This window comes from Anaerostipes stercorihominis, assembly GCF_057535655.1.
In genome coordinates, this window is record NZ_BAAJCL010000017.1 from 22,779 (window position 1) to 45,841 (window position 23,063).

Consider the following 23,063-nt stretch of genomic DNA (forward strand, 5'->3'; position numbering starts at 1 on the left):
TCCTTTTTCTCTTTTTTTCTTTCCGCTTACTGCTGATTATTCTAACATAAAAAGGGAGTTTCGTCTATGAAACTCCCTGAAAATCCTGAATTGTTTTAATGACTCCCGACATCCTCTGATATTGCTGTTCCTTTTCTTTTTCACACATTACCACAATTTGACGGCAGCCGGATTCATAAGCATTTTTGATACCCGAAAGGGAATCTTCAAAAATGCAGATATCCTCCATTTTTACCCCGATGTTTTTTGCAGCTTTTTGAAACATTGCAATCTTATTTTCATAAGTTCCGTCGTCATACACAATCAACTCCGGATCCATCCACTGATCCAAATGAAATGATTCCACAAAAAAGTCAATGTTTTCTTTGATTGAAGCACTTGCAATGGTAAAAGGAATTTTCTGCCGTTTTAGCTTCTCAAAAAATTCTTCTGTTCCGGAAACCAAATGAAAATTCTTCCGGTCCTCTCTGCAAAACTTTCGATAATACTCTTCCTTCCGAAGAGAATATTCTTCCTCCTGCTGAGGCGTTGCTTTTCCATCCGTCAGATAACGAATGTTTTGCACGTTCGGTGTTCCATTTAATTGTCCGTGAAGTTCTTCCTCTGTGATATCTTTGTTTCTCAAAAGCTTTGAAATCTCATTCCATGCTCTCTCATGCTTATCATTGTCAAAAAACAGCGTTCCGTTAAAATCAAAAATGATCCCCTGATATTTCATCGTCATACCTTTGCTTCTCCTTCTTTTGTCTTCACGCCCTGATATCCCCCGATCTTCTTTACACATAAATATAATCTGTCATAACCGGCTGCATGCCACTTTTCTCAATCATATGATAAATCTCATCCACAGTTCTTCCGTCATCAATTTCAAACTGTTCGTCGCCTTTTTCTTCCTCCTGACTGTGCCCTCCGATTCCAACATTCACGCCTGCCGAAATTTTGGTAGCTGCAATCTTGATAATATGATTTCTAAATTTTGCAGATTCCCTGCTAGATATGGTAATACTTGCAAATGGCATAAAAATACGATATGCACAAATAACCTGAAGCAACTGGGGTTCATGGACATCTTTTGGATTAATTTTATCATTATTAATGATCGGACGCAATCTCGGACAAGAAAACGCAATTTCCGCATGAGGATACTTTCTCTGAAGAAGCCATGCATGCATCCCTGTTGCCAGCGCATCTTTCCGAAAGTCATCCAATCCCAAAAGCGCCGCAAAACCTACTCCGCGGATGCCTCCCATCACCGCCCGCTCCTGTGCATTGAAGCGGTAAGGAAAAATTCGCTTTCTTCCTCCCAAATGTAATGTCTTATATTTTTCCGGATTATAGGTTTCCTGAAATACCGTAACAAAATCCGCACCGCATTCATGGAGATAAGCATAATCCTTGGAATCCATTGGATAGACTTCCAATCCCACGACTTTAAAGTATTTCCGAGCAATTTTACATGCATCGCCAATGTATGTTACATCTGACATTTTCGGACTTTCTCCTGTGAGAATTAAAACCTCTTCCAAGCCGCTGTCGGCAATGGCTTTCATCTCCCGCTCAATCTCTTTCGCATTAAGTTTCGCCCGCTTAATCTGATTATGGCAGTTAAATCCGCAGTATACACAATAATTTTCACAATAGTTGGCAATATAAAGAGGCGTAAAAATCATTACAGAATTCCCGAAATGTTTTCTCGTCTCCATTTGAGCTTTCCTCGCAATTTCTTCTAAATGCGGCAGCGCTGCCGGTGAGAGCAGCGCCTTAAAATTTTCCAATGAACAGCGCTCTGCTTCAATTGCCGCCTTCACATCCTCTTCTGTATACTCATCCGCATGATATGTTTCAATCTCCGCAGCCACCTGATCCATCAGATCAGACGAAATTGCTTCCATATCCGGTGTATACTCCATATGATTTGTATGCTCATCTATTCTAATGTCCATCATCTCTACTCCTCCAAAAATCCCGTCAATGGTGAAGAAGCACTTCCTCCTTTTTCCATAACTCTTCCAAGACCTGACAAATATGCACTTCTTCCTGCTTCAATCGCTTTTTTAAATGCTTCTGCCATCGTTGGAAGATCTCCTGCTGTGGCAATAGCTGTATTTGCCATAACTGCGGCGGCTCCCATTTCCATCGCCTCACATGCCTGCGATGGTTTCCCGATGCCCGCATCCACGATAATCGGCAAATCAATTTCATCAATCAAGATCTGAATAAAATCTTTCGTGCAGATTCCTCTGTTGGAACCAATCGGAGCACCAAGCGGCATAATAGACGCCGCGCCTGCATTGACCAGATCTCTTGCTGCATTTAAATCCGGATACATATAAGGCATAACGATGAACCCTTCTTTTGCAAGAATCTCTGTTGCTTTAATTGTTTCATAATTATCCGGAAGTAAATATTTAGAATCATGAATCACTTCAATCTTTACAAAGTCTCCGCATCCAACTTCTCTTGCAAGCCTTGCAATGCGCACCGCTTCTTCTGCATTTCTGGCGCCGGAAGTATTTGGAAGCAGCGTCACTCCTTTGGGTATGTAATCTAAAATATTTGCCGTATTGTTTGTGTTGGCTCTGCGAAGAGCTAATGTGATAATTTCGGCTCCTGCGTGTTCCACTGCCGCCTCAATTAAATCCAAAGAATATTTTCCTGATCCTAAAATGAACCGGGACTGGAATTCATGTCCTCCAATGATTAATTTATCCTGTTTCATGTCATTCTCCTTTTTGCTTTTCTTTTTCGTTGTCCATCCATACTCTTTTGTCAGCCGCCCCCGACAAATGCGACCACTTCCAAAGTATCACTGTCATTTAGAATAATATCGGCATATTTTCCCCTGGGAATAATATCCCCATTTCTCTCCACAGCAATTCTTGTGTCCAGGAACCCTTCCTGCACTAAAAAATCACTTAATTTCACGGGACCTTCCAAATGTTTTTCAATTCCGTTTAATTTCATGAAATTCCTCCTATCGGTGTCTGTCGTTTCTGCAGTGACCTTTCACTCCGACACAATGCATCCGCGCGAAGTGTTTCTGATGCAGAAAAGGAAGCACTTTCCTGACATCAAAAAAGGTCCACGAAGAAGCTCACACCCGTGGTGGTGTGCCCCTTCGTGAACCTTTTGTTCACTCTTTCTGTAGATTATCACATTGATATTTTTTTGTCAAGCCGAAAATCTGCCTTATTTCAACGATAAACTTTCATATGCCCATTCTTCCATACTCCAAGAAGAAACAATAAAATTCCCACGGCTCCAATCCATAAATATTTGGACTGCAATTCCTGCATTGTCATAGCATAAGGACCATAATACAGATAAACTGCCGAAGTCTGACCTCTCAGAAATACTGATACGAAAGCATAACTTAAGACAATTACCAGCGTCACTGCAATATTTTTAACAAAAAAAGCAATTGCATAGGCTGCCGCCACAAACAAAAAAGTTTCCAGCACAATCCGCACCCATTCCAATCCCACTCCTTGAAATAAAATCCCATATATTAAGAAAGGCCATGTATTTAAAATAATATAAAGAACATATAAAAATAAAATTTCTTTCCACTTTACCACCTTCGTCACAAAGTAAATTTCATTTCCATCACTTTCAATATATTTTATCATGGAAAATAAAACCCACAAAAGAACCAGTACCGGAGTAAAATATTGTGAAAATCGAATCATCTGAAGCTTTGTTTCTTCCTGTCCTCCATATACCTGATATGTCTGCCAGACAATCAGTGGAATGCAAAAGAGATTTACTAAGAAAGGAAGATAAAAACAAACTCCAAGTTCCTTTATAAAAAGCTGCCATTTTCTTAGTCGAATTTTAAAATCATACATAAATAACCATCCTCGACTGTTGGTTTCTGTTCCGGAAATTCTTGGTTTTCATTTGTCAGAATTCTCCATTTTACTTGATCTTCTTTTTGATATTCTCGAATCACCTGATATTTTCCAACGATCTTTTTCACATCTTCCGGCAATATTTCATATACTTTATGTTCTGCCCGCTGTCTGATTTCTTCTGTAGTCAGAATCCCCAAAAGATTCCCCTGATCTAACACAAGAAGATAATCACACAAAGTTTCAATATCTTCTACAATATGCGTAGATATGATTACAATTTTCTCTTTTTCAAGACCGGTCATAAGATTCTTAAATCGAAGCCTTTCCTGAGGATCCAATCCGGTTGTTGGTTCATCAAAAATTAAAAGTTCCGGATTTCCTAACAATGCCTGTGCGATTCCAACCCTTCTTAACATCCCTCCGGAAAGTTTCTTTATTTTCGTATTCTCTTTTTCTTTCAGATTCACCAATTCCAAAACTCTTGAGATTTCCTCTTCTATATTTTTTAAATTCATATTTTTAAGATCAGAAAAATATTCCAGACATTCTCCCACTGTCAAATCCCGAATCCCCTCAAATTTTTGCGGCAGATACCCAAGTCGTACTTCTGCCTTTTTTATAGCTTTATGGTTCCACAGTACTTCCCCCTGTTGCACATCATACAGTCCAACCAGACATCGGAGCAATGTAGTTTTTCCTGCACCGTTTGCTCCCAAAAGAGCGTAGGTACCTTTCTCTAAATTTGCAGAAATATGGTGCAATACTTCTTTTCTTCCAAATTTTTTTGTCACATTTTTCATTTCAAGCATATATCGTTCCTCCATCTAAAGCCATGGACTATTCCTCAACAAGATTTGCTTCTGCCCAAGATCACAATTTCTCGTTTGATTTACATTCGGCGCAACAAAAATCGTTACATGATCCTTTTTCATCTCCTTTAATGTTTTTTGAGCTTCCCGTATCACTTCTTCAAATCCACCCTCTCCCGTATAACACTCATCATACAGGTAATTGTAAATCATTCGATTGCCGTCTCCAAAGTTTTTTTCTTTATAAAACCCTGCAAAAATTGTACACCCGTCATTTTTTCCTTGATAATCTTTTTTTCTTTTTACTAAATTTGTATAAATTTTTCCTCGATAATCAATGGAAACTTTGAATTTTGTATCCTCTGATACAAAATTGGAAGTCATCGCCATTTGGCTTTTTTGATATAGCGGAAGATACCCTGCTCTCGGATAATATGCAAAGTCTCCCGGAAGATAAATTCCCTGTGCATTAGAGTAATATGCAGCACTATATCCCTCATACTCTACTGTAATGGTTTTAATATTGTCCTCTGCTCGGATTTCAATATAATCCCCTTTCTGATCATACCCCATTGATTTTCCATTTTGATCGTATACTTTTCGTACTTTGTATCCATGATATAACGTCATAAGATATTTTTTCAAACTTCGAGTTACTTTCATGGAAACCTTAGCTTCTAATTGCCTTCGGATTTTTAAATCCATATTGTAAGCCGTAATTTTATAATTTGCATCTTTTCTTTTCACCTTACCAACGCCAGTCTCATAATAATATTGATCATGTGCCATGGTATTGTCCGGATTATTATTCATGTTCACTTTTGATGCCGGCATTGCATATCCTGCCAAAAAAATAACACAACATATAAATGCCGCAATTTTATAGCAGATTCTACACTTTCTACTCATGAGAATGAAAAAAACTACCATTGAAGTCCAAAATAAAATCAAAGCAATCCTATAACTTAAAATTGATTGCCCAAATGCATAGATGGTTGAAAATCCGCTATTTACCAATGGCATAATATTCAAAAATTCCACGATTGGATAAATACTGTTTTTTATATTTCCTGCCATACACTGTGCATCCGCAATCTTTTCAGGATACGGAGAAACACAGTATACAATTACCAAAAACACGAGATATGAAAAAATTCTCTTCTCCGTCTTCGATAAGCAAAACCCGATACAAGATGCCAACTGCAATATAAGGAAAATATTTACTATGATATTCTTTACAATATGTATTACATATTCATGATTCGGATCAGAAATCTGATAATACTGATATTCTATAATGGTAATTCCCATAATGATCGCAGACAATAAAAACACCCATACAGTCAAAATAAAAAATGCTGCCATCAACTGTCGATGTTTTTTCCCTTTGGCTGTACAAATTGCAATTTCCGCAATCCCTTCTTTTTGAAACTTCAGATAGTATTCATAACTAATAAAAAGAGTTGCCAGAAACAAAATAAAAGACAACTTCAATGCTCGCTCCAGAGGCAAAGTAATAGAATCTGACCCTAACGGCAATTTATAATACCGAAGCAAAAAGCAGACTGCAAACCCATAAACTAAAACCGTTGCAAATGTCAGCAGTTTGGATTTTAGAAAAACCCGTCTTGCATCTTTTATTAACTTCATAAAGACTCCTTTTCTTTTCCTAACAAGTATGCTACCATAATTTTATCCATATAATACAGTCTGTTTTACAGAATCGGTTGACCGCCTTTTGTATTATATGGATTTTCTGTTTTTTAAAAACACTTCATCAACTTCCTCCCCTCAAAATTCATATTGATCCTTACTTTATCTTCCAATAGAATAATTATTCTGAGTTCTATTTTACTTTTATTTCATCCATTTGTCAACTATTATTATTTTCATCTATGTATTATCTTTTAAATTACATGATATTATAATAAATATATATTACATTAGAAAGGGATTACGATATGGCCAATCGCAACCTATATAGAATTGAGATGCTTCTCTTAAAAATTTTAGAAGATCACATTGCAATCTCGCAATCTCTTTTGCTTCTTCACTTTCATAATTTGCGGAACCACAGGTAGGAACCTCGCCTTTATGTTCCTTTGCTGCTTTCATCCAGTTCTTCAGCGCAGATCCACTGACTCCAAGATTCTCAGCAGCCTTGCCAAGTGGCAGTTCCGGATGATCCAAGCGGGGTTCTAAACTTCTTCGCTATGCACTTATAAATGCTGCATGGCAGACAACTTTAATAAATAAAACCTTTAAGGATTATTACCATCTTAAGATTTCACAAGGCCGCCGTCATTACAATGCATTAGGACATGTAGCACACAAACTTGTTCGTGTCATTCATGAAATGATGATTGAAAATGTTGAGTTTAACTTAATCTAAGTCTTACCTATTCAACTATATTTAATTTTGTCAGCCGCCTCCAACAAATGCAACCACTTCCAAGGGGTCACTGTCGTTCAGAATAATATCGACATATTTCCCCTATAGAAAAGGAACCTCTTTCCTGACATCAAAAAAGGTCCACGAAGAAGCTCTCACCCATGGTGGTGTACCCCTTCGTGAACCCTTTGTTCACTCTGCTTGTAGATTATCATATTGATATTTTTTGACAAGTCGGAAATCTTATAATTGAACAGTTCTTGAACAATACTTTAACGCATCGTCATCATGACTCACCATCAAAATCGTCCGTTTTTCTTTTTGCAAATTCACAAGCAATTTCATTACAATTTCTTTATTCTTTCGGTCCAAGCTTCCGGTAGGCTCATCTGCCAAAATAATATCACTGTCATATAACATAATACGAGCTAAAGCAATTCTTTGCTGTTCTCCTCCCGATAATTGATAAACCTTCTGTTTCAGTATACTTTCCGAAAAACCCACTTTATATAATACTTCCATTATCTTCTTTCGATTTTCTTTTGAAAATCTTTTTTGTACAATCTTCAAATTATCATAAACAAAAGTATCGTCAATCAATGCAAAATTTTGAAACAAATAACCTATCTTAATATGAAATCGTTTCAACAAATTTTTATAATCCTTTGAAGTTACTGCATTTCCGTCTATTTTTATTTCTCCTTCGCAGGGTTCTAAAAGTCCCGCAATATTCAAAAGAGTACTCTTTCCTTTTCCGCTTTCTCCCCGAATCCCTATAAATTCTCCTTTTTCTACGGATAAATTAAAATCCTTTAAAACTTTTTTATCTCCATAAGATTTTCTAATATGCTTCATTTCTATATATGCCATTTTCCCCTATGCCCCTTTCAATGTCAAAATTGCTTTTTTTCTAAAATATTTCCAGAACATGATTCCATAAAGCATACCTTCCATCATCAGATACATCCAAACAGAAACACCAATCGCCAATGCTGCCGCTATGGTAATGATTCCATTCAAGCATAAAAATTTTAACATTGCACAGACGGGAATTCGATGAAACAGTCTGTAGATTCCAAACTCTTTCTTTCTAAACTCCAAATAAATAACAGAAACTGTCATCAAACATAAAATATATGAACACAAATTCATTACCAAAAGGAATCCTGCTTCCAATGAATCGGTTTTTGCATCCCGAACATAAATATCTTTCTCATTTTTCAGTGTGTATAATTTCATTGCAGAAAAATCAATACCTTTTTGTTGAATTGCCTTTTTCAATTTATTTGCCCCTTTTTCCGAATACAACACACTTCCCTGGTTCATCCACAGAACTTTCTTTACAGGATGTACATACAAAACCACGTCCATTGCGTAATAGCCCGGCGTTAAAATATCCTCATAGATCTGTCCGTTTTTCAACCAACGTATTTTGGCATTTTCAATTCCAAGTTCTTCTGCTATCTGCTTTTGTTCTTTTTTGTACTTCTCCGGAATCATAAGCCATGTCCTGCCCTCCATATCTGCTGTCCGGATTCGATTGCCTTTGGTATCCACAATTTTTATTTTTTCACATAAATTATCGGAAAGTTCCATATAATTTCCCGTAAATTCTTCCGTAGAAACATTTTTAAGTTCTGAATTTTGATATAATTCTTCCGGTGGAGTATAGTTATATATCTCTTTATCGGAAAACTTTCCAATGACCGCTTCCAATTCTCTTTGTATGTTTTCAGCCGGCACAGTTGATGTATTTAACCAACTGAAGTTCCATGAATTCCGTTGCTTCATTTCCTGAATTACATTTTTTGTATAACGAATCTGACGAACAAACTGTTTGGCATTGGTCATAACACAGATTACAATTATAATCTTCAATGCTAATGTCAGATAAAAATTTATTTCATAATTTTTCTTATTCTTTACTGCATCGGCAATATAAATTCTTGATATAAAAAAACTTCCGAATAGCACTGATACCATATAAACCAAGAACAAAAATCCCAGCATATAAACACATAATTTCAGATAAATCAAAAGCATAGAAATATCGGCTTTTAAAACATATCCTCCAAATAAAATCATGCCTCCTAAAGCCAATGCTGCAGTATGAATGAACATCGTTTGAAACATCCGGCAGGAAATGCGAAATGTACCCCATCCGTATAATTTTAAAATTCCAATTTCTTTTGACCGGTAAACATAATAGGACACAATACAAAAAACAGCTAAAAGAAAGATTTGCGAAAAAAACTTTACATTTAATATATTGAACAGCATAGCAACACCAAAAGGATGCGGGGATTCTGCATCCAAACTCGTTTCAAAGCCATCCTTTTTCAACAATTTTCCAGATTTTGTACTTTCTCTTCATTGGATTCTTTCACTGAAAAATATTGGATCTTTGCTCTTTTCTTTAAATTTCTTCTTCGATATACGACTTTTTCCTTTGGAAAAATACTTGGCTGTACTCCACTTTTAAATTTTCCTTTGGGATGGAGAAATGTGATATTCATTCGTTTATGCCCAAAGCTTGCATTCTTAAACTCCCTAATTTGTATTGTAACATCACTTTTTTCTGCTAAACTTTCTAATCTCTCATCTGTAATATAATGAGACAAATTAAAAAAATACTCTTTTTGCGTACTTTGAATTGTATATTTTTTATCTGCAAGATAACAAAAAAACAGAATCGTAAAAAATACCGTAAAAAGTCCAATTAAATTAAATAATTTTTTCATATTCTGAATCTTCCTTATTTTAAAAGATATCTTATGGATAAAATACACTGTTTCATCCATAAGATATTAATGTTAGATAAACATTTCACTATTTTACTGTTTGGAAGTTTTTATATCCTGATTTTTCCACAACCACTGGATTTTTATGAGTTGCCTTAATTGTCGTTCTTACTTGCCCTGAAGCATCTAACTTTTTGGAACCCGCCAACACATTACTAATTAAGACAAATGCTAATATCACACTACAAATACTAATTTGAGTAAACTTTGAAATAGTAGACCTCATATTTTTTCTCCCTTCGCTTCACTTTTCTTTTTATTTTTGTTATACCTGTCACATCTATATAATACAGTCTGTTTTACAGAATCGGTTGACCACCTTTTGTATTATATGGATTTTCTGTTTTTTAAAAACACTTCATCAACTTCCTCCTCTCAAAATTCATATTGTTCAAACCTTTATCTCCCCATAGAATAATTATTCTGAGTTCTATTTTACTTTTATTTCTTCCATTTGTCAACTATTATTATTTTCATCTATGTATTGTCTTTTAAATTACATAATATTATAATAAATATATATTACATTAGAAAGGGATTACGATATGGCCAATCGCAACCTATATAGAATTGAGATGCTTCTCTTAAAAATTTTAGAAGAAGGTGACTGTTATGGATATCAGTTAACTCAATCGATTCAAAAACGTTCCAACGGACAAATTAAAATTGCCGAGGGAACCATGTATCCTATTTTGTATAAACTTTTAGATCAAAAATTTATTTCTGATTACAAAGAATTGGTAGGAAAACGCCAGACGAGAGTTTATTATCATTTGGAAACTGCCGGAAAAGAGCATTTATCTAAATTGACAGAAGACTATTACCGAATGATTGATGCAATTCAATCCATTCTTGGACCCAGAGAATGATTTTCAAACCATTAAGGAGAGGATTTATGAATCAGTATTTAAAAAACTGCCGAAGACTATTTCCTGTTTACGGAAAATATGAACGACAGTTTATCAAAAAATTAAAAGAACGCATTCAGGAGTTTTCTATTGATTTTCCTGATTTTTCTTATGAAGAATTAGTAGAGAATTTTGGTTCTCCAAAAGAAATCGTACTCAGCTATTATGACAGTGTTGAAGACGATTATTTATTAAAAAAGACAAATTTAGCAAATAATATTCGTATTTTTTTGATCAGTATTTTTATTATAATAATTGCTTTCTTTTCTTACCGCACTTATACAGTATACCAATCCTATTTAGATGCAAGAGATACTATTATTATTCATGAAGATACTACAATCGAAGAATTACCTTAACTTTAGGGAGGAATTTCAGGATGAAACATTTAAAAATATTTTTTCTCACATTTTTATGTATTTTACTTTACAGTGTTCCTATTATGGCAGAAGACACATCAAATACTGTCACAATTGAGACCTTCGAAGATGGCAGCTATATGGAATCAACCATAGAAGAAAGCTCTGATGTTCTGCTGTTTTCTGCATCTTCCACTAAAAGCGGACGTAAAACCAATACTTATAAAAGCAGTTCCGGCAAAACCATTTGGTCTGTCACTGTGACCGGTACCTTTACTTATAACGGAAGTTCTGCCAAATGTACCAAAGCAACGGTATCTACTACCTGCCCAAACAGCAACTGGAAAATTACAAAGACATCCGCAGCAAAATCAAATGCTGCCGCTTCAGCTACTGCTACTGCAAAAAAATATCAAGACGGCAGTTATATACAAAGTTTAACACGCACTGTAAAACTAACCTGTAGTAAATCCGGTAAATTATCATAACATTCAAACGGTTTCAAAAAGACCAGCTTTTTGAAACCGTTTTTCTAGCTGAACGGATTTAATTTTCCAAAATCTGCTTTTTATTTTTTGTAATTGCAGAATACAAACCATACCCAATCATGCATCCTATTGTATTCAAAATGATATCATCTATATCCACTGAGCGATAAAACACTCCCAACATCATTCCCAAAATTCCCTGCAGTCCCTCTATGGCAATACTAAAGCCACACCCTATCGCAACTGCTTTTTTCCAGGATGACAGTCTAAAAACCCAGCATAAAATAAGTTCCACAACCAAAAACAAACCGATATTACCCAGAAGCTGAACTTTCACTCCATGATATATTCCATGGGCTGCATCATATATATATCCTAATATGGAATGAAACGGTATGAAATTCGACGCATAATAAAATGAAACATCCTCTTTTCCCAACGGAACAGGGAATAAAGTTATTGTCAAAACCCCGGTCAACATCATCATACATATTATATTTTGAAACAGCTCACAAACATCCCAATGATACTTTAACTGAAATAAAACAATGATAAAAATCGAAAAAATCATAAAAAAAACAACTGCAAATATTTCATTTATAAAAGACATATATTTCTCCTTCTAATTTTGTTTTATCCAACCGGTTCCTATAACCGCCTTCTTCCTAGGACTTTTTTCAGACTTACGAACACGGAAAGAATAATCTCCTTTTGCTAAATTCATTACTTTTGTAGAACTTCCACTTGCTTTAAATTTCAATTCACCTTTTTTAGTTCCTCCAAATAATTTATTTTTATATGCCGTAAAATAAATATAATCTTCCCCTCCTGAATTCGTGGTAGATAAATGAACCGTTATATTAGGTTTAGACAAACTGGCGTTTACCGCTAAATTAACATAGTATTTAAAATCATATGCAAAAGAATATTTTTTCCCGCTAATTTCTCCACAAGGCATAATATCAGATTCTTGCGCTTTCACAATTTCTTCTTGTCTTTGATAATCTTCTTTCTCTTCATTCGATGCTGAAACAGGAATTGTGCTAAAAGAAGTTATCGTCCCTCCTAATGTACATAATATTATAACAATTGCCATTTTCCATCTTTTCACTATCTTCATATTTACAATTTCTCCTTTTAAAACTCTTTTTAATATATTATTTCAAATTCCTTTTCTTAATGATATACACCATTTCCTCCTTTCAAAATTCGTATTTACCCTAATTTTATTTCTCCATAGAATAATTATTCTGGATTCTATTTTACTTTTACCTTTATCATTTGTCAACAATTATTTTTTTCATCTAGGTATTGTATTAAACATTACAAATATTATAATAATTAAGAAGAGCTGATAAAACATTTCGGTTCTCCAAAAAAATAAACGGTTTCAAAAAGACCAGCTTTTTGAAACCGTTTTGTTTTTTATTTTATTTACTTTGCAATTCTTTCTAACTGCTCTTTTACCTGTGCTAACATCTGCTGATATTTCGCCAGCTTATCTTTTTCTTCCTGTACCTTTGCCTCCGGTGCCTTGCTTATAAATCTTTCATTTCCAAGCATACCCTCACAGCGTTTGATCTCTCCTGTCAAACGTTTCTGCTCTTTTGCAAGACGTTCTTTTTCCTTTTCGATATCTACTAATTCCGCAAATGGCATATAAATCACCGCATTTGGGATCACGGCAGATACCGCATCTTCTCCAATGCCTGTCTGGTCATCTTGAATCAAGACTTCACTGGCATATCCCAAAGTTGCAAAGAACACTTTCCCCTGTTCAAAGATATCCCGCACTTCCTGACTTTCGGATACGACATATACCTGTGCCTTTTTCTTTGGAGATACATTCATCTGGGCACGAATATTTCGGATTCCCCGAACGGCTTCTTTGATTGTTTCCACTGCCTTCTCATCTTCCTCAAAATTCCATTCTTTCTTAAATTCCGGCCACTTGGCAAGCATAATGGACTCTTCGTCTGTCAGATTACAGTAGATTTCTTCGGTAATAAACGGCATATACGGATGAAGCAGTTTTAACGCTTCTGTAAGAACCGTATTCAAAGTCCACAAAGCAGCCGCTTTGGTTTCATCTTCATCATTGTACAGACGCGGTTTCACCATCTCAATATACCAGTCGCAGAATTCTTCCCACAGAAAATCATTTAATTTCTGAACGGCAATTCCCAGTTCAAATTTTTCCATATTTTCTGTCACATCTTTTGCCAATGTATTTAATTTTGATAAAATCCATTGATCTGCACTGGTTAAATCTTTTAATTCTACATTTTTAAACTCTGCCTGTTCCAGATTCATCATAATAAACCTGGATGCATTCCAGACTTTATTGGCAAAATTACGACTGGCAATGACACGTTTTTCAGAAAAACGCATATCATTTCCCGGTGCATTTCCTGTCACCAGTGTAAAGCGCAGTGCATCTGCACCATATTCTGCAATGATTTCGAGAGGATCAATGCCATTCCCCAAGGATTTGCTCATCTTACGGCCCTGTTCATCACGTACTAATCCATGAATTAGTACCGTATCAAACGGGCATTTTCCTGTATTCTCATAACCTGAAAATACCATTCTTACTACCCAGAAGAAAATAATATCATATCCGGTAACCAGCGTATTGGTCGGATAAAAGTAATCCAATTCTTCGGTCTGTCTCGGCCATCCCAAAGTTGAGAACGGCCATAAAGCGGAGCTGAACCATGTATCCAGCGTATCTTCATCCTGTGTAAGATGAGTACATCCGCACTTCGGGCAGACATGAGGTTCTTCTCTTGCTACAACGACCTCTCCGCATTCATCACAATAATATGCCGGAATGCGGTGTCCCCACCAAAGCTGTCTGGAAATACACCAGTCACGAATATTTTCCAGCCAATGCAGATATGTTTTGGTATAACGCTCCGGAACAAATTTTAAATCACCGTTTTTAACCGCCTCAATGGCAGGTTTCGCCAGCTCATCCATCTTTACAAACCACTGCGGCTTGATCATCGGCTCAACCGTCGTCTTGCAGCGGTCGTGGGTTCCCACATTATGTTCATGCTTCTTGATTTTTACAAGATACCCCTGCTCTTTTAATTCTTTCACAATGGCTTCTCTTGCCTCATACCGATCCATTCCCTGATATTTCCCGCCGTTTTCATTGATGGTTGCATCATCATTTAAAATATTGATTTCAGCCAAATGATGACGTTTTCCCACTTCAAAGTCATTGGGATCATGTGCCGGAGTAATTTTTACTGCACCGGTTCCGAATTCCCGATCCACATACTCATCTGCAACTACCGGAATCTGCCGGTTACATAATGGAAGCTCTAACATTTTTCCTATGAGATGGGCATATCTTTCATCCTCCGGATGAACTGCCACCGCAGTATCTCCAAGCATCGTTTCCGGACGGGTGGTGGCAATCTCCAAATATTCCTCACTTCCAACCACCGGATATTTAATATGCCAGAAATGTCCTTCCTGATCTTTATATTCTACCTCCGCATCGGAAATAGATGTCTGACACACCGGACACCAGTTGATAATTCTGGACCCACGGTAAATATAGCCTTTTTCATATAATTTAATAAAGACCTCTTTTACTGCCTCAGAACATCCGTCATCCAAGGTGAAACGTTCTCTGTCCCAGTCACAGGCGGAACCCAGTTTCTTCAACTGACTTACAATAGTTCCCCCATATTCTTCTTTCCATTCCCATGCACGCTCTAAAAACTTCTCTCTTCCAAGATCTTCTTTCTCAATTCCCTCTTCTTTTAGGGCATTGATAATTTTTACTTCTGTAGCGATACTTGCATGGTCTGTTCCCGGCTGCCAGAGAGTACTATATCCCTGCATTTTCTTAAAACGGATTAAAATGTCCTGAAGTGTTTCATCCAGCGCATGCCCCATATGCAGTTTCCCGGTAATATTCGGAGGCGGAATTACAATGGTATATGGTTTCTTTGTGTGATCCACTTCTGCATGGAAATACTTGTGATCCAGCCATTTTTGATACAGACGCTCTTCAATGGCGCCCGGGTCATAGGTTTTTTCTAATTCTTTCTTCATGTCAAAACTCCTCTATTAAAAATTTATTCCTTTTATACAATGTTTCTCAACTTCGGTCTCAATCGAGACCGCTTTCCTGAATTATTTTCTCATGCTTGATCAGCATCTGCTCACATCGGTTTCTTCGTTGAAGCAGTGTGTCAAGACATGTTGTTTTCTTTCCCGGATCATACAAAGCCCTGGGATAATACATCCATAGCTTTGCACTCTTCCACTGATATTTTTTCAGTATCCGCTCCAGTTTCTCCGCTTCCTTTGAAATCTCTCCCGAAAATCGGAGTCTGGCTGACACTTTAACACAAAAATCAAATAATTTCCACTGTTCTTCCGATATATATTCAAATAGAACTTCAAATTCTTCATAATAATATTTCAAATCATTGGCAATCTCCTGCTGATTATTCTCAAGTCTCCTTCTGGAACTGTTTTTATGCCCGTTCATCATTTCATACAATCTGACACTTTCGGCTGCCTTTTTCTGCATCTGAAATAAAATGCCAAGCAACAGCAAAACAATGACAAATACTGCTGCTGATTGCCAGAGATACTGTAAAATCGGAATTCGAAAACGAATGGTGACTGCAACGGCAAAGATCAGCGCCGCCACTCCCATACATAAAAAAGACAAAAAAATCGCCCATTGATTTTTTTTCTTCTCTCTGGCCCCGCCGATGGTTTTTTCAAGTTCTGCCTCATCCCGGCGGACATGTTCTAACTCTTTTTCCAATTGTTTTTTCTCACCCTCCAATGAGTGAATGCTGTGAAGCCCCTGCTTTAGCTCTTCTTCTCTCTCCCACAGGGTTAAGAATTCATCATCACTGATTCTTCCCTCAGAAACTTCATAGAATTCTCTGGCAAATACCCGATAATACTGTCTCGCAGCATCTTCAATTTCCGCACGCTCTCCCGGTTCCTGTTTCATGAATTGCAAAAGATCTTCCTTCTGATCATCAATTTTCTGAATTTCATTTTCATAAAGCGCCACAAATCTCTTTTCCAGCTGAATCTCCCTGCTGTTTTCAAGATCTTCAGATAATCTCTGCTTTGTATTCATCCTTCCACTTCCCTAACATCGCTTTTGTAAGCCTTCTTGTCATAATATCATCTGCTTTCTTTCTATGATAATCGATTTTTCGAAGTTTTACAAATGATTCCTGCTCCCGAATTTCCTGCTCCCTTTGTTTTATGTTATCATAAATGACTTTACATCGTTCTTCTGAAAATGAAATCTTCTTTCCATCCTCCACAAACGAATGATAATCCCCGGAAAGATAGGCAGCCGTAAAATATGCCTCCTGAATCTCTTTCTGCTCTTTTTGCATCAGGGCTTTTTGAAAACATTCCTTTGCCTCCTCAAAGCAAAACATACGACTTTGGCATAATCCCATATGATATAATACTTCCACTTTCTCCGAAGGCCTTAGCTGACCTGCCGTTTTCCATAATTTCTGATACGCAAGCAGTGCACTTAAATACAATTGGTGTTTTAGATACAAATCCGCGAGAAGTTTTTGTTTTCTGGCTGCGGAATACAAATATGTGGTTCTTAATTTCTGCTGAAACAAAATCTTCTCATCCGCATTAAAATAATTGCGAAAATTTACAATCTCTTTCACTTGCTGCACCGTATCGTCGCTCTTTACTGAAAGATTTAATTCTTCTTTTAAATACGCTTTCAACGAATGGTCCAATCCCTCCGTCAAAAAGAAAATCAGATAATGCTCTAACAGCCAGCAAAACTCCTCATAGCTTTGAAATGTCTGATTAATTTTCTCAATACGGTAAGAAACAGAGGCTTCCTGTGTCTCACATAAAACAATTTTACTCATGAAAATCCCCCTTCTCCAGACGAATCACCTGCTGCCATACTTGATGACTGGATTCTCTCAGTTTTCCAAAACCGAGATCATACACTTTCAATCTGCACTGATCCGGCGTTACATATTCTCCCTCAATCTTCAATTTATAAACCACTTTGGGATCCTTTTTCATCCCTTCCATCATAAAACGTATAGATGCCTGTTTAATTCCGGCAGGACTTCTCAATTCAAACACCAAACCATTCCTTCCAGAAACAAAAATCTCCAGCATTCCCTTGCTCTCAAACCATGGTTTTCCTTCTTTGATCAACGGACAAAAGATATCTCTTCCGTGATGATGTACCACAAGCCCAATCTGGCAGGTTACCACCGAATCCGTCAGAATCAGCGCATCCTCACCGTGCGTGTTTAAAATCTCCTTGCCGCTTAAGTATGCGGCTCCGCAGGCATAAAGATGTTTCCCCAGAAAAACTCTGCGTCCCCTGCAAAGTAATTTTGCAGACTGCTCATACCATCGGGCATCAAATCCGCTCCCGGTCAAATATACGGCAGCAACAACATCTGCAGACAAAAGACCTTGAATAATTTTCAAAAAATTCTGATCTTTTTCCGAAGCAGACCGGGAATCTCCCATTTCCTGCGTACAGTCCTGTTTCTCCACGACAATCGTTCCTTTGTCTTCCCGGACCTTATAGCAAATAAAGCGTTCCTTTGTATCATCAAAAAATACGATCGTTCCTCTCCTAAAATCCATTTTATGGAACTTAAGAAATCCCAAAATCGCTTCTTCTTTTGTATAGAATTTAAATCGTTCCTTTTCAATTCCATGCTGCCTGCACTCTTCCTCCGCCTTCTGAAACACCTGAGGCGTCATATCGTCCGCAACAATCCCAATCGTCTTTTCTCCTCTGCTGCCCAGAGCGTGAAACACAACATCCAGCCATGAGCCGCGGAATCGAACCGGTTCTTCTTCTATTATTTTTTCCTGATCCAACACACAAGCATATGCCAGACCATGTTCAAAATGTATTGCCGTCTGCATTCTTACTAATCCTCTAACATTGGTTTTATAAATTCTGCCATTCTCCGTTTTATTTCATACTGCTCCATTGCTCCCTGATTCAAATCCTGATGCTGATTCTTCAGCATTTCATTCAGTTCATAAAATCGGCTTCCTCTGCTGTTTCTAATGTGATCTGTGATTTTAATATCTTTTCTCCTGCGTTTTTCTTCTCCCGGGATTGTAATAAAAAAATCGGAAAGTTCATCTGCAAACATCACGGTAGAAACTACATAATATCCGGGCAGCAATTCCTTCATTGCAAGCTCATAAAACCGGCTGCCTCTGGAATTGGCGTAATAAAACGTTAATTCCTTCCCTTCCTCCGCACGATATTCCACAAAGGTTTTGGCACATAAATATTTTGGAAGCTTTAAGATATCCAAATACTCAAATAAGATTGGAACTACATTTCCTGTCTGAATCTGAACATCTGAAATTTTTCTTACTCTGCGCAAAACCGATTCTGATCGTTCTTCTCTGTGATCCCGATAATATTCTAAATACAGCCATTGGTACATCCAGTCCATCTTGTCCGCATCAATTTTTTTGCCGATCAGCTCGTAAAATTCTTCCGGCATCTTTTGCCCGGTCTGATATACCAATGAAACATACTCTACCAAGACAGCGTCAATTAATGTTTCGTCTGCTCCTGCCTGCTTTAAATATCTGGAAAAGACCTGAAATTCCGTTCCATCCATCCCTTCATCCACACAAGCTCTCAGAACACTCTCTGCAAAGGATTTCATATACATGCTTATTTTTTCACCTGCATAAAAAACCTTGAGCATTTGTTCTTTTGTTCCGTGAAAATATTTCTGCAAATATCCGATGATCTCACTATTTTCCTGCCCTTGATCAAAAGCCCGGCTGCACATTCCAATTAATACTTCAGATCTCTTCGTACTTAACGTTGTCAGAGCATGCAGGCACAAATCTTTGAGCAATTCGGGTTTTAAAAAATGATAACCATACTGTCCAACTCCACGCAGCGCTTCCTCGTAGAATCCTCCGGCAATAAAATACTCGATCATATGCTTTCTGTTTTCAACCGGAAGCTGCTTCCAATCCACATGAGCCAAAGCTTCTTTTAATTGTGTTTCTTTTCCGTTTTTCCAATAATAGTCCAAAACCTTTTCAAATATTTTATTTTGAAAAGAATCCTTTAATTTATTGGTCTCCAACACCGATAACACAACCGGAAAATCCTCTTCTGTCAGCACGTCCTTTTTTCCCAGTTCCGCCCCTAAATACATTAAATAGTGCGGATTGGTTCCCGCAGCCCTCTTACAATAGGCTGCAATCTGTTCCTTCCCCCATACATATTTTTTCTGATAAGAAACGGAACCCACATAGCGATTCTCTTCCTGGTCGAGGAAAACAAACGATGCCCGAGGATCAAATACTTCAATATACGCAGCCCCTTCCTGTAAAGAAACGAGCTCTGAATCTTTTTTCCATTCCTGAAAAATTTCCACTTTCTGTGCAAAAGGATTTTCACATACCAGTTCCTGATAAAATATAATATTGCCCAAGTCTTCTCTGGAAGCTTCATCCTCCAGCAGTTCTTCAAAATAGTAATGATACAAAAGGAGTAAATGATGATTTAATTGCCCTCTTTTTAATTCCTCTCTCAGAAATACACCGATCAATTCTTCATAATTTTGAAACACTTTTCGATATTTTCTGCGGTTTTTTACTAAATTTGCATAGAACGCGCCCTGTTCCTGCCTGCTTAAACTGTTGCTGTAAGTAAAATACCGGAGAATCTCTTCCGGCAAAATCGGATACTGCGTATCCGGAATTGTTCTTAAATAAGCTTCCTGGAGTCCGATCAGCTGAATTCCCTGCTGCAGCGCCTTCTCATAATACGGATGACAATCCTCATCCATGCAGTTCCCCTGGATCATCCATGCACAAATTGCCTGAAGGATATCCGAACTAGAATATTCTTTATAAACACAAAGCAGCATCCAAAGCACTTCTTCTGAAAAAATCTTCTTTCTGGAAAGCAGAAAACAGATCCTTTGAATGAGTTTTTCATTGAGCAGACGCTCACCCGCACCAAACTCTAACAGCCACAATTCATAAGATTCGATACGATGCATCAGCTCCGGCTGCTCACCGATCACACAACATCCCTCAAATCGAAGCAGCGGATTTTTTACTCCTTCCTGATACAGCTCTTTCATCTGTTCCATTTGCACGTTGAAATCCTGTGCCAGATCCTGATCTAACTGCATCAGAAACCAGAACAAAAACCCTTTTGCTGTCGTTTGCCCGCAATGCTCAAACGTTTCTCTGATCTGGGAAACAGCTGCGGCAATGCTGTCTGAATCTTTTTCATAAAGCGCCTGTAAATAAAGAACATACGATAGAATCATAGGATATTCTTTATATTCTGATGCATCCGGCATTCTCCCGGATACATCTTCCTTCGCAAGAATATCCAAATGCAGTTCCATCAATTTATAGATACTGTTCTTCTTTGGATGATCGGGCATTTTTTGCAAAACCATATGTCCGCGCTCCACAAAAACAGGGAGCGAAATTTTGCCGGTACAAAAATCAATATATAATTCAAAAAGTTTCTTTTCTCTGGACTGCTCTTCTCTTTGCCGCTCCGTTTTCTTTTCATGGTACACAATCTCAATGGAAATGGTCTGATACATTGTCTGAATCGTCAAACTATCCCTGGCACCATCCTCTGGAAGATGATATAACTCTACATAAAAGCGAATCTGTCCATCTTCAAAATCCTCTCCCGAAAAGATTCCGTTCTTCACAGAGGTAAAATTGCCGGTGGTCTCTGCTTTCCCTACCAGATATCCCCAGCCTTCTTTTTTCACCACGATCTCCAGCGGTTCATCGAAATGAAACAGATCTACTTGGTACAGAGTTTTCACTGCTTTTAATTGTGCCGGCTTCTTTTCTCCCACACTTATTAAAAATTCTTCCAGAATTTGTTCTCTGTTGCGTCCCAGCAGCAGCTGATGATAAAGTCCCTGCTCTTCTTCCCTCTTAAGATACTCTTCTTTAAATGTATCAGAAAAGAAGAGTGCTTTCGCTTTCTTAGGATCTCTTTTCACAAGATTCATAAAATTTTCCAACGATTCTGACATAATCTGTTTCTGCTCCTTGCCAATCAAAAGATTTTGTGAGTATAATAAATGTAATCTTACATCTGTGATAAAATCAATTATAGCAAATTTCGACACATTATGAAAGGAAAAGAGGAATACCATGTCAGAAAAAAAGCAAGAGTTTCACGGAAGTGATTTAGAAAAAATCGAAGAATACTATGGAATCAAGAAAGACCAGATCATTCCATTTGGCGGAAATGTGAATCCTCTGGGTATCTCCAAGCAGCTCCGAAACAGTATGATAGCACATATTGATTCCATCACGGAATACCCGGACCGGGATTACAAAGAGCTGCGCTCTGCTTTATCAGCGTACTGTAAAGTACCTGCCGAACACATTATGGTCGGCAATGGAGCAACTGAAATGATTCGTCTGACCATGCAGCTTCTCTCCCCTAAGCGTGCACTGCTGCTCTCTCCCACTTACTCTGAATATTCAAGAGAGATCACTCTCACAGGCGGGCGCGCGGAAGAATATTATCTAAAAGAAGAAGATCAATTTCAATTAAATTTGAAAGATTTAAAAGAAAAGCTTACGGATGATATTGATTTATTTGCATTTTGCAACCCCAATAATCCCACATCCAGCGCGTTACACATTGATGAAATCTCTGAGATTTTAACTCACTGCCGAAAACATCAAATTTTTGTTTTGATTGATGAGACTTATGTAGAATTCGCTCCTGATCCTGAGACAATCTCCGCAGTCTCTCTCATTGATCAATTTGATGACTTTATGGTGCTGCGCGGAACCTCAAAATTTTTTGCCGCTCCGGGGCTGCGTCTGGGCTACGGAATCTGCGGAAATCTGAACTTTTTAGAAAAACTGAATAACATCAAAGATCCATGGACCATTCACACTCTGGCTGCACTGGCAGGAGGTTCCATGTTTATGGATACCGACTATATTCAGGCGACAAGAGACTATATTTCCAGCGAGCGATGCCGATGTCTGGATATCCTCAAAGCCTGTACTTCTTTCAAGACTTATCCTTCCTATGCCAACTTTCTTTTGATCCGACTGTTGGACGGCACCTCATCCTTTGCCATGTTCGAGCGGTGTATCCGGCATGGACTGATGATTCGAGACTGTGCAAGCTTCCGGGGACTTCACGGCGAATACATTCGTTTCTGTATTCGCAAAAAAGAAGAAAACGATCTCCTTCTGAACCTCCTCACAAACTAAACCAAACGCTTCCTCAGTCACAATCGAGTAGGAGAAATTCCTCTTAGGCGAGAAATTTCGACCTCTCACACCACCGTACGTACGGTTCCGTATACGGCGGTTTAATCAACTTAACAAGTAACACACCTTTTGGTGTAGTAATCTAACATTGAGACTAATCCAAATTGGG

The 23,063-nt window shown here is 37.6% G+C and carries 23 protein-coding genes; 4 read left to right on the plus strand and 19 right to left on the minus strand.

What is annotated here, in order from left to right; translation table 11 throughout:
• Positions 1 to 64: 64 nt before the first annotated feature.
• The 12 genes from AC27EF_RS12390 to AC27EF_RS12445 form a co-directional block, all read right to left on the minus strand.
• Entirely contained in the window at positions 65 to 724 is a 660-nt protein-coding gene (locus AC27EF_RS12390) for an HAD family hydrolase (RefSeq protein WP_487111082.1), read from the minus strand.
• A gap of 52 nt (positions 725 to 776) precedes the next feature.
• Entirely contained in the window at positions 777 to 1,946 is a 1,170-nt protein-coding gene (gene thiH / locus AC27EF_RS12395) for a 2-iminoacetate synthase ThiH (RefSeq protein WP_487111083.1), read from the minus strand.
• A gap of 2 nt (positions 1,947 to 1,948) precedes the next feature.
• Positions 1,949 to 2,719 carry a thiazole synthase gene (locus AC27EF_RS12400; RefSeq protein WP_487111084.1) on the minus strand — a complete coding sequence of 257 codons (771 nt, stop codon included), beginning with the start codon at positions 2,717 to 2,719 and terminating at the stop codon, positions 1,949 to 1,951.
• 50 nt (positions 2,720 to 2,769) lie between these two features.
• A complete protein-coding gene (gene thiS / locus AC27EF_RS12405) occupies positions 2,770 to 2,964 on the minus strand; it encodes a sulfur carrier protein ThiS (protein ID WP_487111085.1) in 195 nt (64 codons plus the stop codon).
• 230 nt (positions 2,965 to 3,194) lie between these two features.
• Positions 3,195 to 3,848 carry a hypothetical protein gene (locus AC27EF_RS12410; protein WP_487111086.1) on the minus strand — a complete coding sequence of 218 codons (654 nt, stop codon included), beginning with the start codon at positions 3,846 to 3,848 and terminating at the stop codon, positions 3,195 to 3,197.
• Positions 3,824 to 4,663, minus strand: coding sequence for an ATP-binding cassette domain-containing protein (locus tag AC27EF_RS12415; RefSeq protein WP_487111087.1), 840 nt, complete (start codon positions 4,661 to 4,663; stop codon positions 3,824 to 3,826). Before AC27EF_RS12415 ends, AC27EF_RS12410 begins: the two co-directional genes overlap by 25 nt.
• 15 nt (positions 4,664 to 4,678) lie before the next feature.
• A complete protein-coding gene (locus AC27EF_RS12420) occupies positions 4,679 to 6,313 on the minus strand; it encodes a hypothetical protein (RefSeq protein ID WP_487111088.1) in 1,635 nt (544 codons plus the stop codon).
• Between the two features lie 288 nt (positions 6,314 to 6,601).
• Complete coding sequence (locus AC27EF_RS12425; RefSeq protein ID WP_487111089.1) at positions 6,602 to 6,853, minus strand: transposase; 252 nt, start codon at positions 6,851 to 6,853, stop codon at positions 6,602 to 6,604.
• Between the two features lie 445 nt (positions 6,854 to 7,298).
• Positions 7,299 to 7,925, minus strand: coding sequence for an ABC transporter ATP-binding protein (locus AC27EF_RS12430; RefSeq protein WP_487111090.1), 627 nt, complete (start codon positions 7,923 to 7,925; stop codon positions 7,299 to 7,301).
• A 6-nt stretch (positions 7,926 to 7,931) separates the two neighbouring features.
• Positions 7,932 to 9,140 carry a bacteriocin-associated integral membrane family protein gene (locus AC27EF_RS12435; RefSeq protein WP_487111091.1) on the minus strand — a complete coding sequence of 403 codons (1,209 nt, stop codon included), beginning with the start codon at positions 9,138 to 9,140 and terminating at the stop codon, positions 7,932 to 7,934.
• Between the two features lie 254 nt (positions 9,141 to 9,394).
• On the minus strand, positions 9,395 to 9,796 hold the full coding sequence (locus AC27EF_RS12440) for a hypothetical protein (RefSeq protein ID WP_487111092.1): 402 nt from the start codon (positions 9,794 to 9,796) through the stop codon (positions 9,395 to 9,397).
• An 88-nt stretch (positions 9,797 to 9,884) separates the two neighbouring features.
• Positions 9,885 to 10,082 carry a hypothetical protein gene (locus tag AC27EF_RS12445; protein WP_487111093.1) on the minus strand — a complete coding sequence of 66 codons (198 nt, stop codon included), beginning with the start codon at positions 10,080 to 10,082 and terminating at the stop codon, positions 9,885 to 9,887.
• Between the two features lie 319 nt (positions 10,083 to 10,401).
• Here AC27EF_RS12445 and AC27EF_RS12450 point away from each other — a divergent pair, with 319 nt between their 5' ends.
• The 3 genes from AC27EF_RS12450 to AC27EF_RS12460 are packed head-to-tail and all read left to right on the plus strand — an operon-like array spanning position 10,402 to position 11,611.
• Positions 10,402 to 10,725 (plus strand): PadR family transcriptional regulator, encoded by a 324-nt coding sequence (locus AC27EF_RS12450; RefSeq protein ID WP_487111094.1) that lies wholly within the window; start codon positions 10,402 to 10,404, stop codon positions 10,723 to 10,725.
• A gap of 26 nt (positions 10,726 to 10,751) precedes the next feature.
• Entirely contained in the window at positions 10,752 to 11,123 is a 372-nt protein-coding gene (locus AC27EF_RS12455; RefSeq protein WP_487111095.1) for a DUF6120 family protein, read from the plus strand.
• Between the two features lie 20 nt (positions 11,124 to 11,143).
• Positions 11,144 to 11,611 carry a hypothetical protein gene (locus AC27EF_RS12460; RefSeq protein ID WP_487111096.1) on the plus strand — a complete coding sequence of 156 codons (468 nt, stop codon included), beginning with the start codon at positions 11,144 to 11,146 and terminating at the stop codon, positions 11,609 to 11,611.
• A 58-nt stretch (positions 11,612 to 11,669) separates the two neighbouring features.
• Here AC27EF_RS12460 and AC27EF_RS12465 read toward each other — a convergent pair whose 3' ends face one another.
• The 7 genes from AC27EF_RS12465 to AC27EF_RS12495 form a co-directional block, all read right to left on the minus strand.
• A complete protein-coding gene (locus AC27EF_RS12465) occupies positions 11,670 to 12,221 on the minus strand; it encodes a VanZ family protein (RefSeq protein ID WP_487111097.1) in 552 nt (183 codons plus the stop codon).
• Between the two features lie 12 nt (positions 12,222 to 12,233).
• The gene (locus AC27EF_RS12470; protein WP_487111098.1) at positions 12,234 to 12,731 is read right to left on the minus strand and encodes a hypothetical protein; all 498 of its coding nucleotides are present in this window, start codon (positions 12,729 to 12,731) and stop codon (positions 12,234 to 12,236) included.
• 314 nt (positions 12,732 to 13,045) lie between these two features.
• Positions 13,046 to 15,685: a valine--tRNA ligase gene (locus tag AC27EF_RS12475; RefSeq protein ID WP_487111099.1), complete on the minus strand. Its 2,640-nt coding sequence runs from the start codon at positions 15,683 to 15,685 to the stop codon at positions 13,046 to 13,048.
• Between the two features lie 58 nt (positions 15,686 to 15,743).
• A complete protein-coding gene (locus AC27EF_RS12480; protein ID WP_487111100.1) occupies positions 15,744 to 16,739 on the minus strand; it encodes a hypothetical protein in 996 nt (331 codons plus the stop codon).
• The gene (locus tag AC27EF_RS12485) at positions 16,714 to 17,514 is read right to left on the minus strand and encodes a tetratricopeptide repeat protein (RefSeq protein WP_487111101.1); all 801 of its coding nucleotides are present in this window, start codon (positions 17,512 to 17,514) and stop codon (positions 16,714 to 16,716) included. The genes AC27EF_RS12480 and AC27EF_RS12485 overlap by 26 nt, the downstream gene beginning before the upstream one ends.
• Positions 17,507 to 18,547 carry a DUF5716 family protein gene (locus AC27EF_RS12490; protein WP_487111102.1) on the minus strand — a complete coding sequence of 347 codons (1,041 nt, stop codon included), beginning with the start codon at positions 18,545 to 18,547 and terminating at the stop codon, positions 17,507 to 17,509. Before AC27EF_RS12490 ends, AC27EF_RS12485 begins: the two co-directional genes overlap by 8 nt.
• 5 nt (positions 18,548 to 18,552) lie before the next feature.
• Positions 18,553 to 21,687 carry a DUF5717 family protein gene (locus AC27EF_RS12495; protein WP_487111103.1) on the minus strand — a complete coding sequence of 1,045 codons (3,135 nt, stop codon included), beginning with the start codon at positions 21,685 to 21,687 and terminating at the stop codon, positions 18,553 to 18,555.
• Between the two features lie 121 nt (positions 21,688 to 21,808).
• On the opposite strand from AC27EF_RS12495, the gene AC27EF_RS12500 reads away from it, so the two are divergent.
• Positions 21,809 to 22,894, plus strand: a complete 1,086-nt coding sequence (locus AC27EF_RS12500; RefSeq protein ID WP_487111104.1) for a pyridoxal phosphate-dependent aminotransferase — start codon at positions 21,809 to 21,811, stop codon at positions 22,892 to 22,894.
• Positions 22,895 to 23,063: the final 169 nt, after the last annotated feature.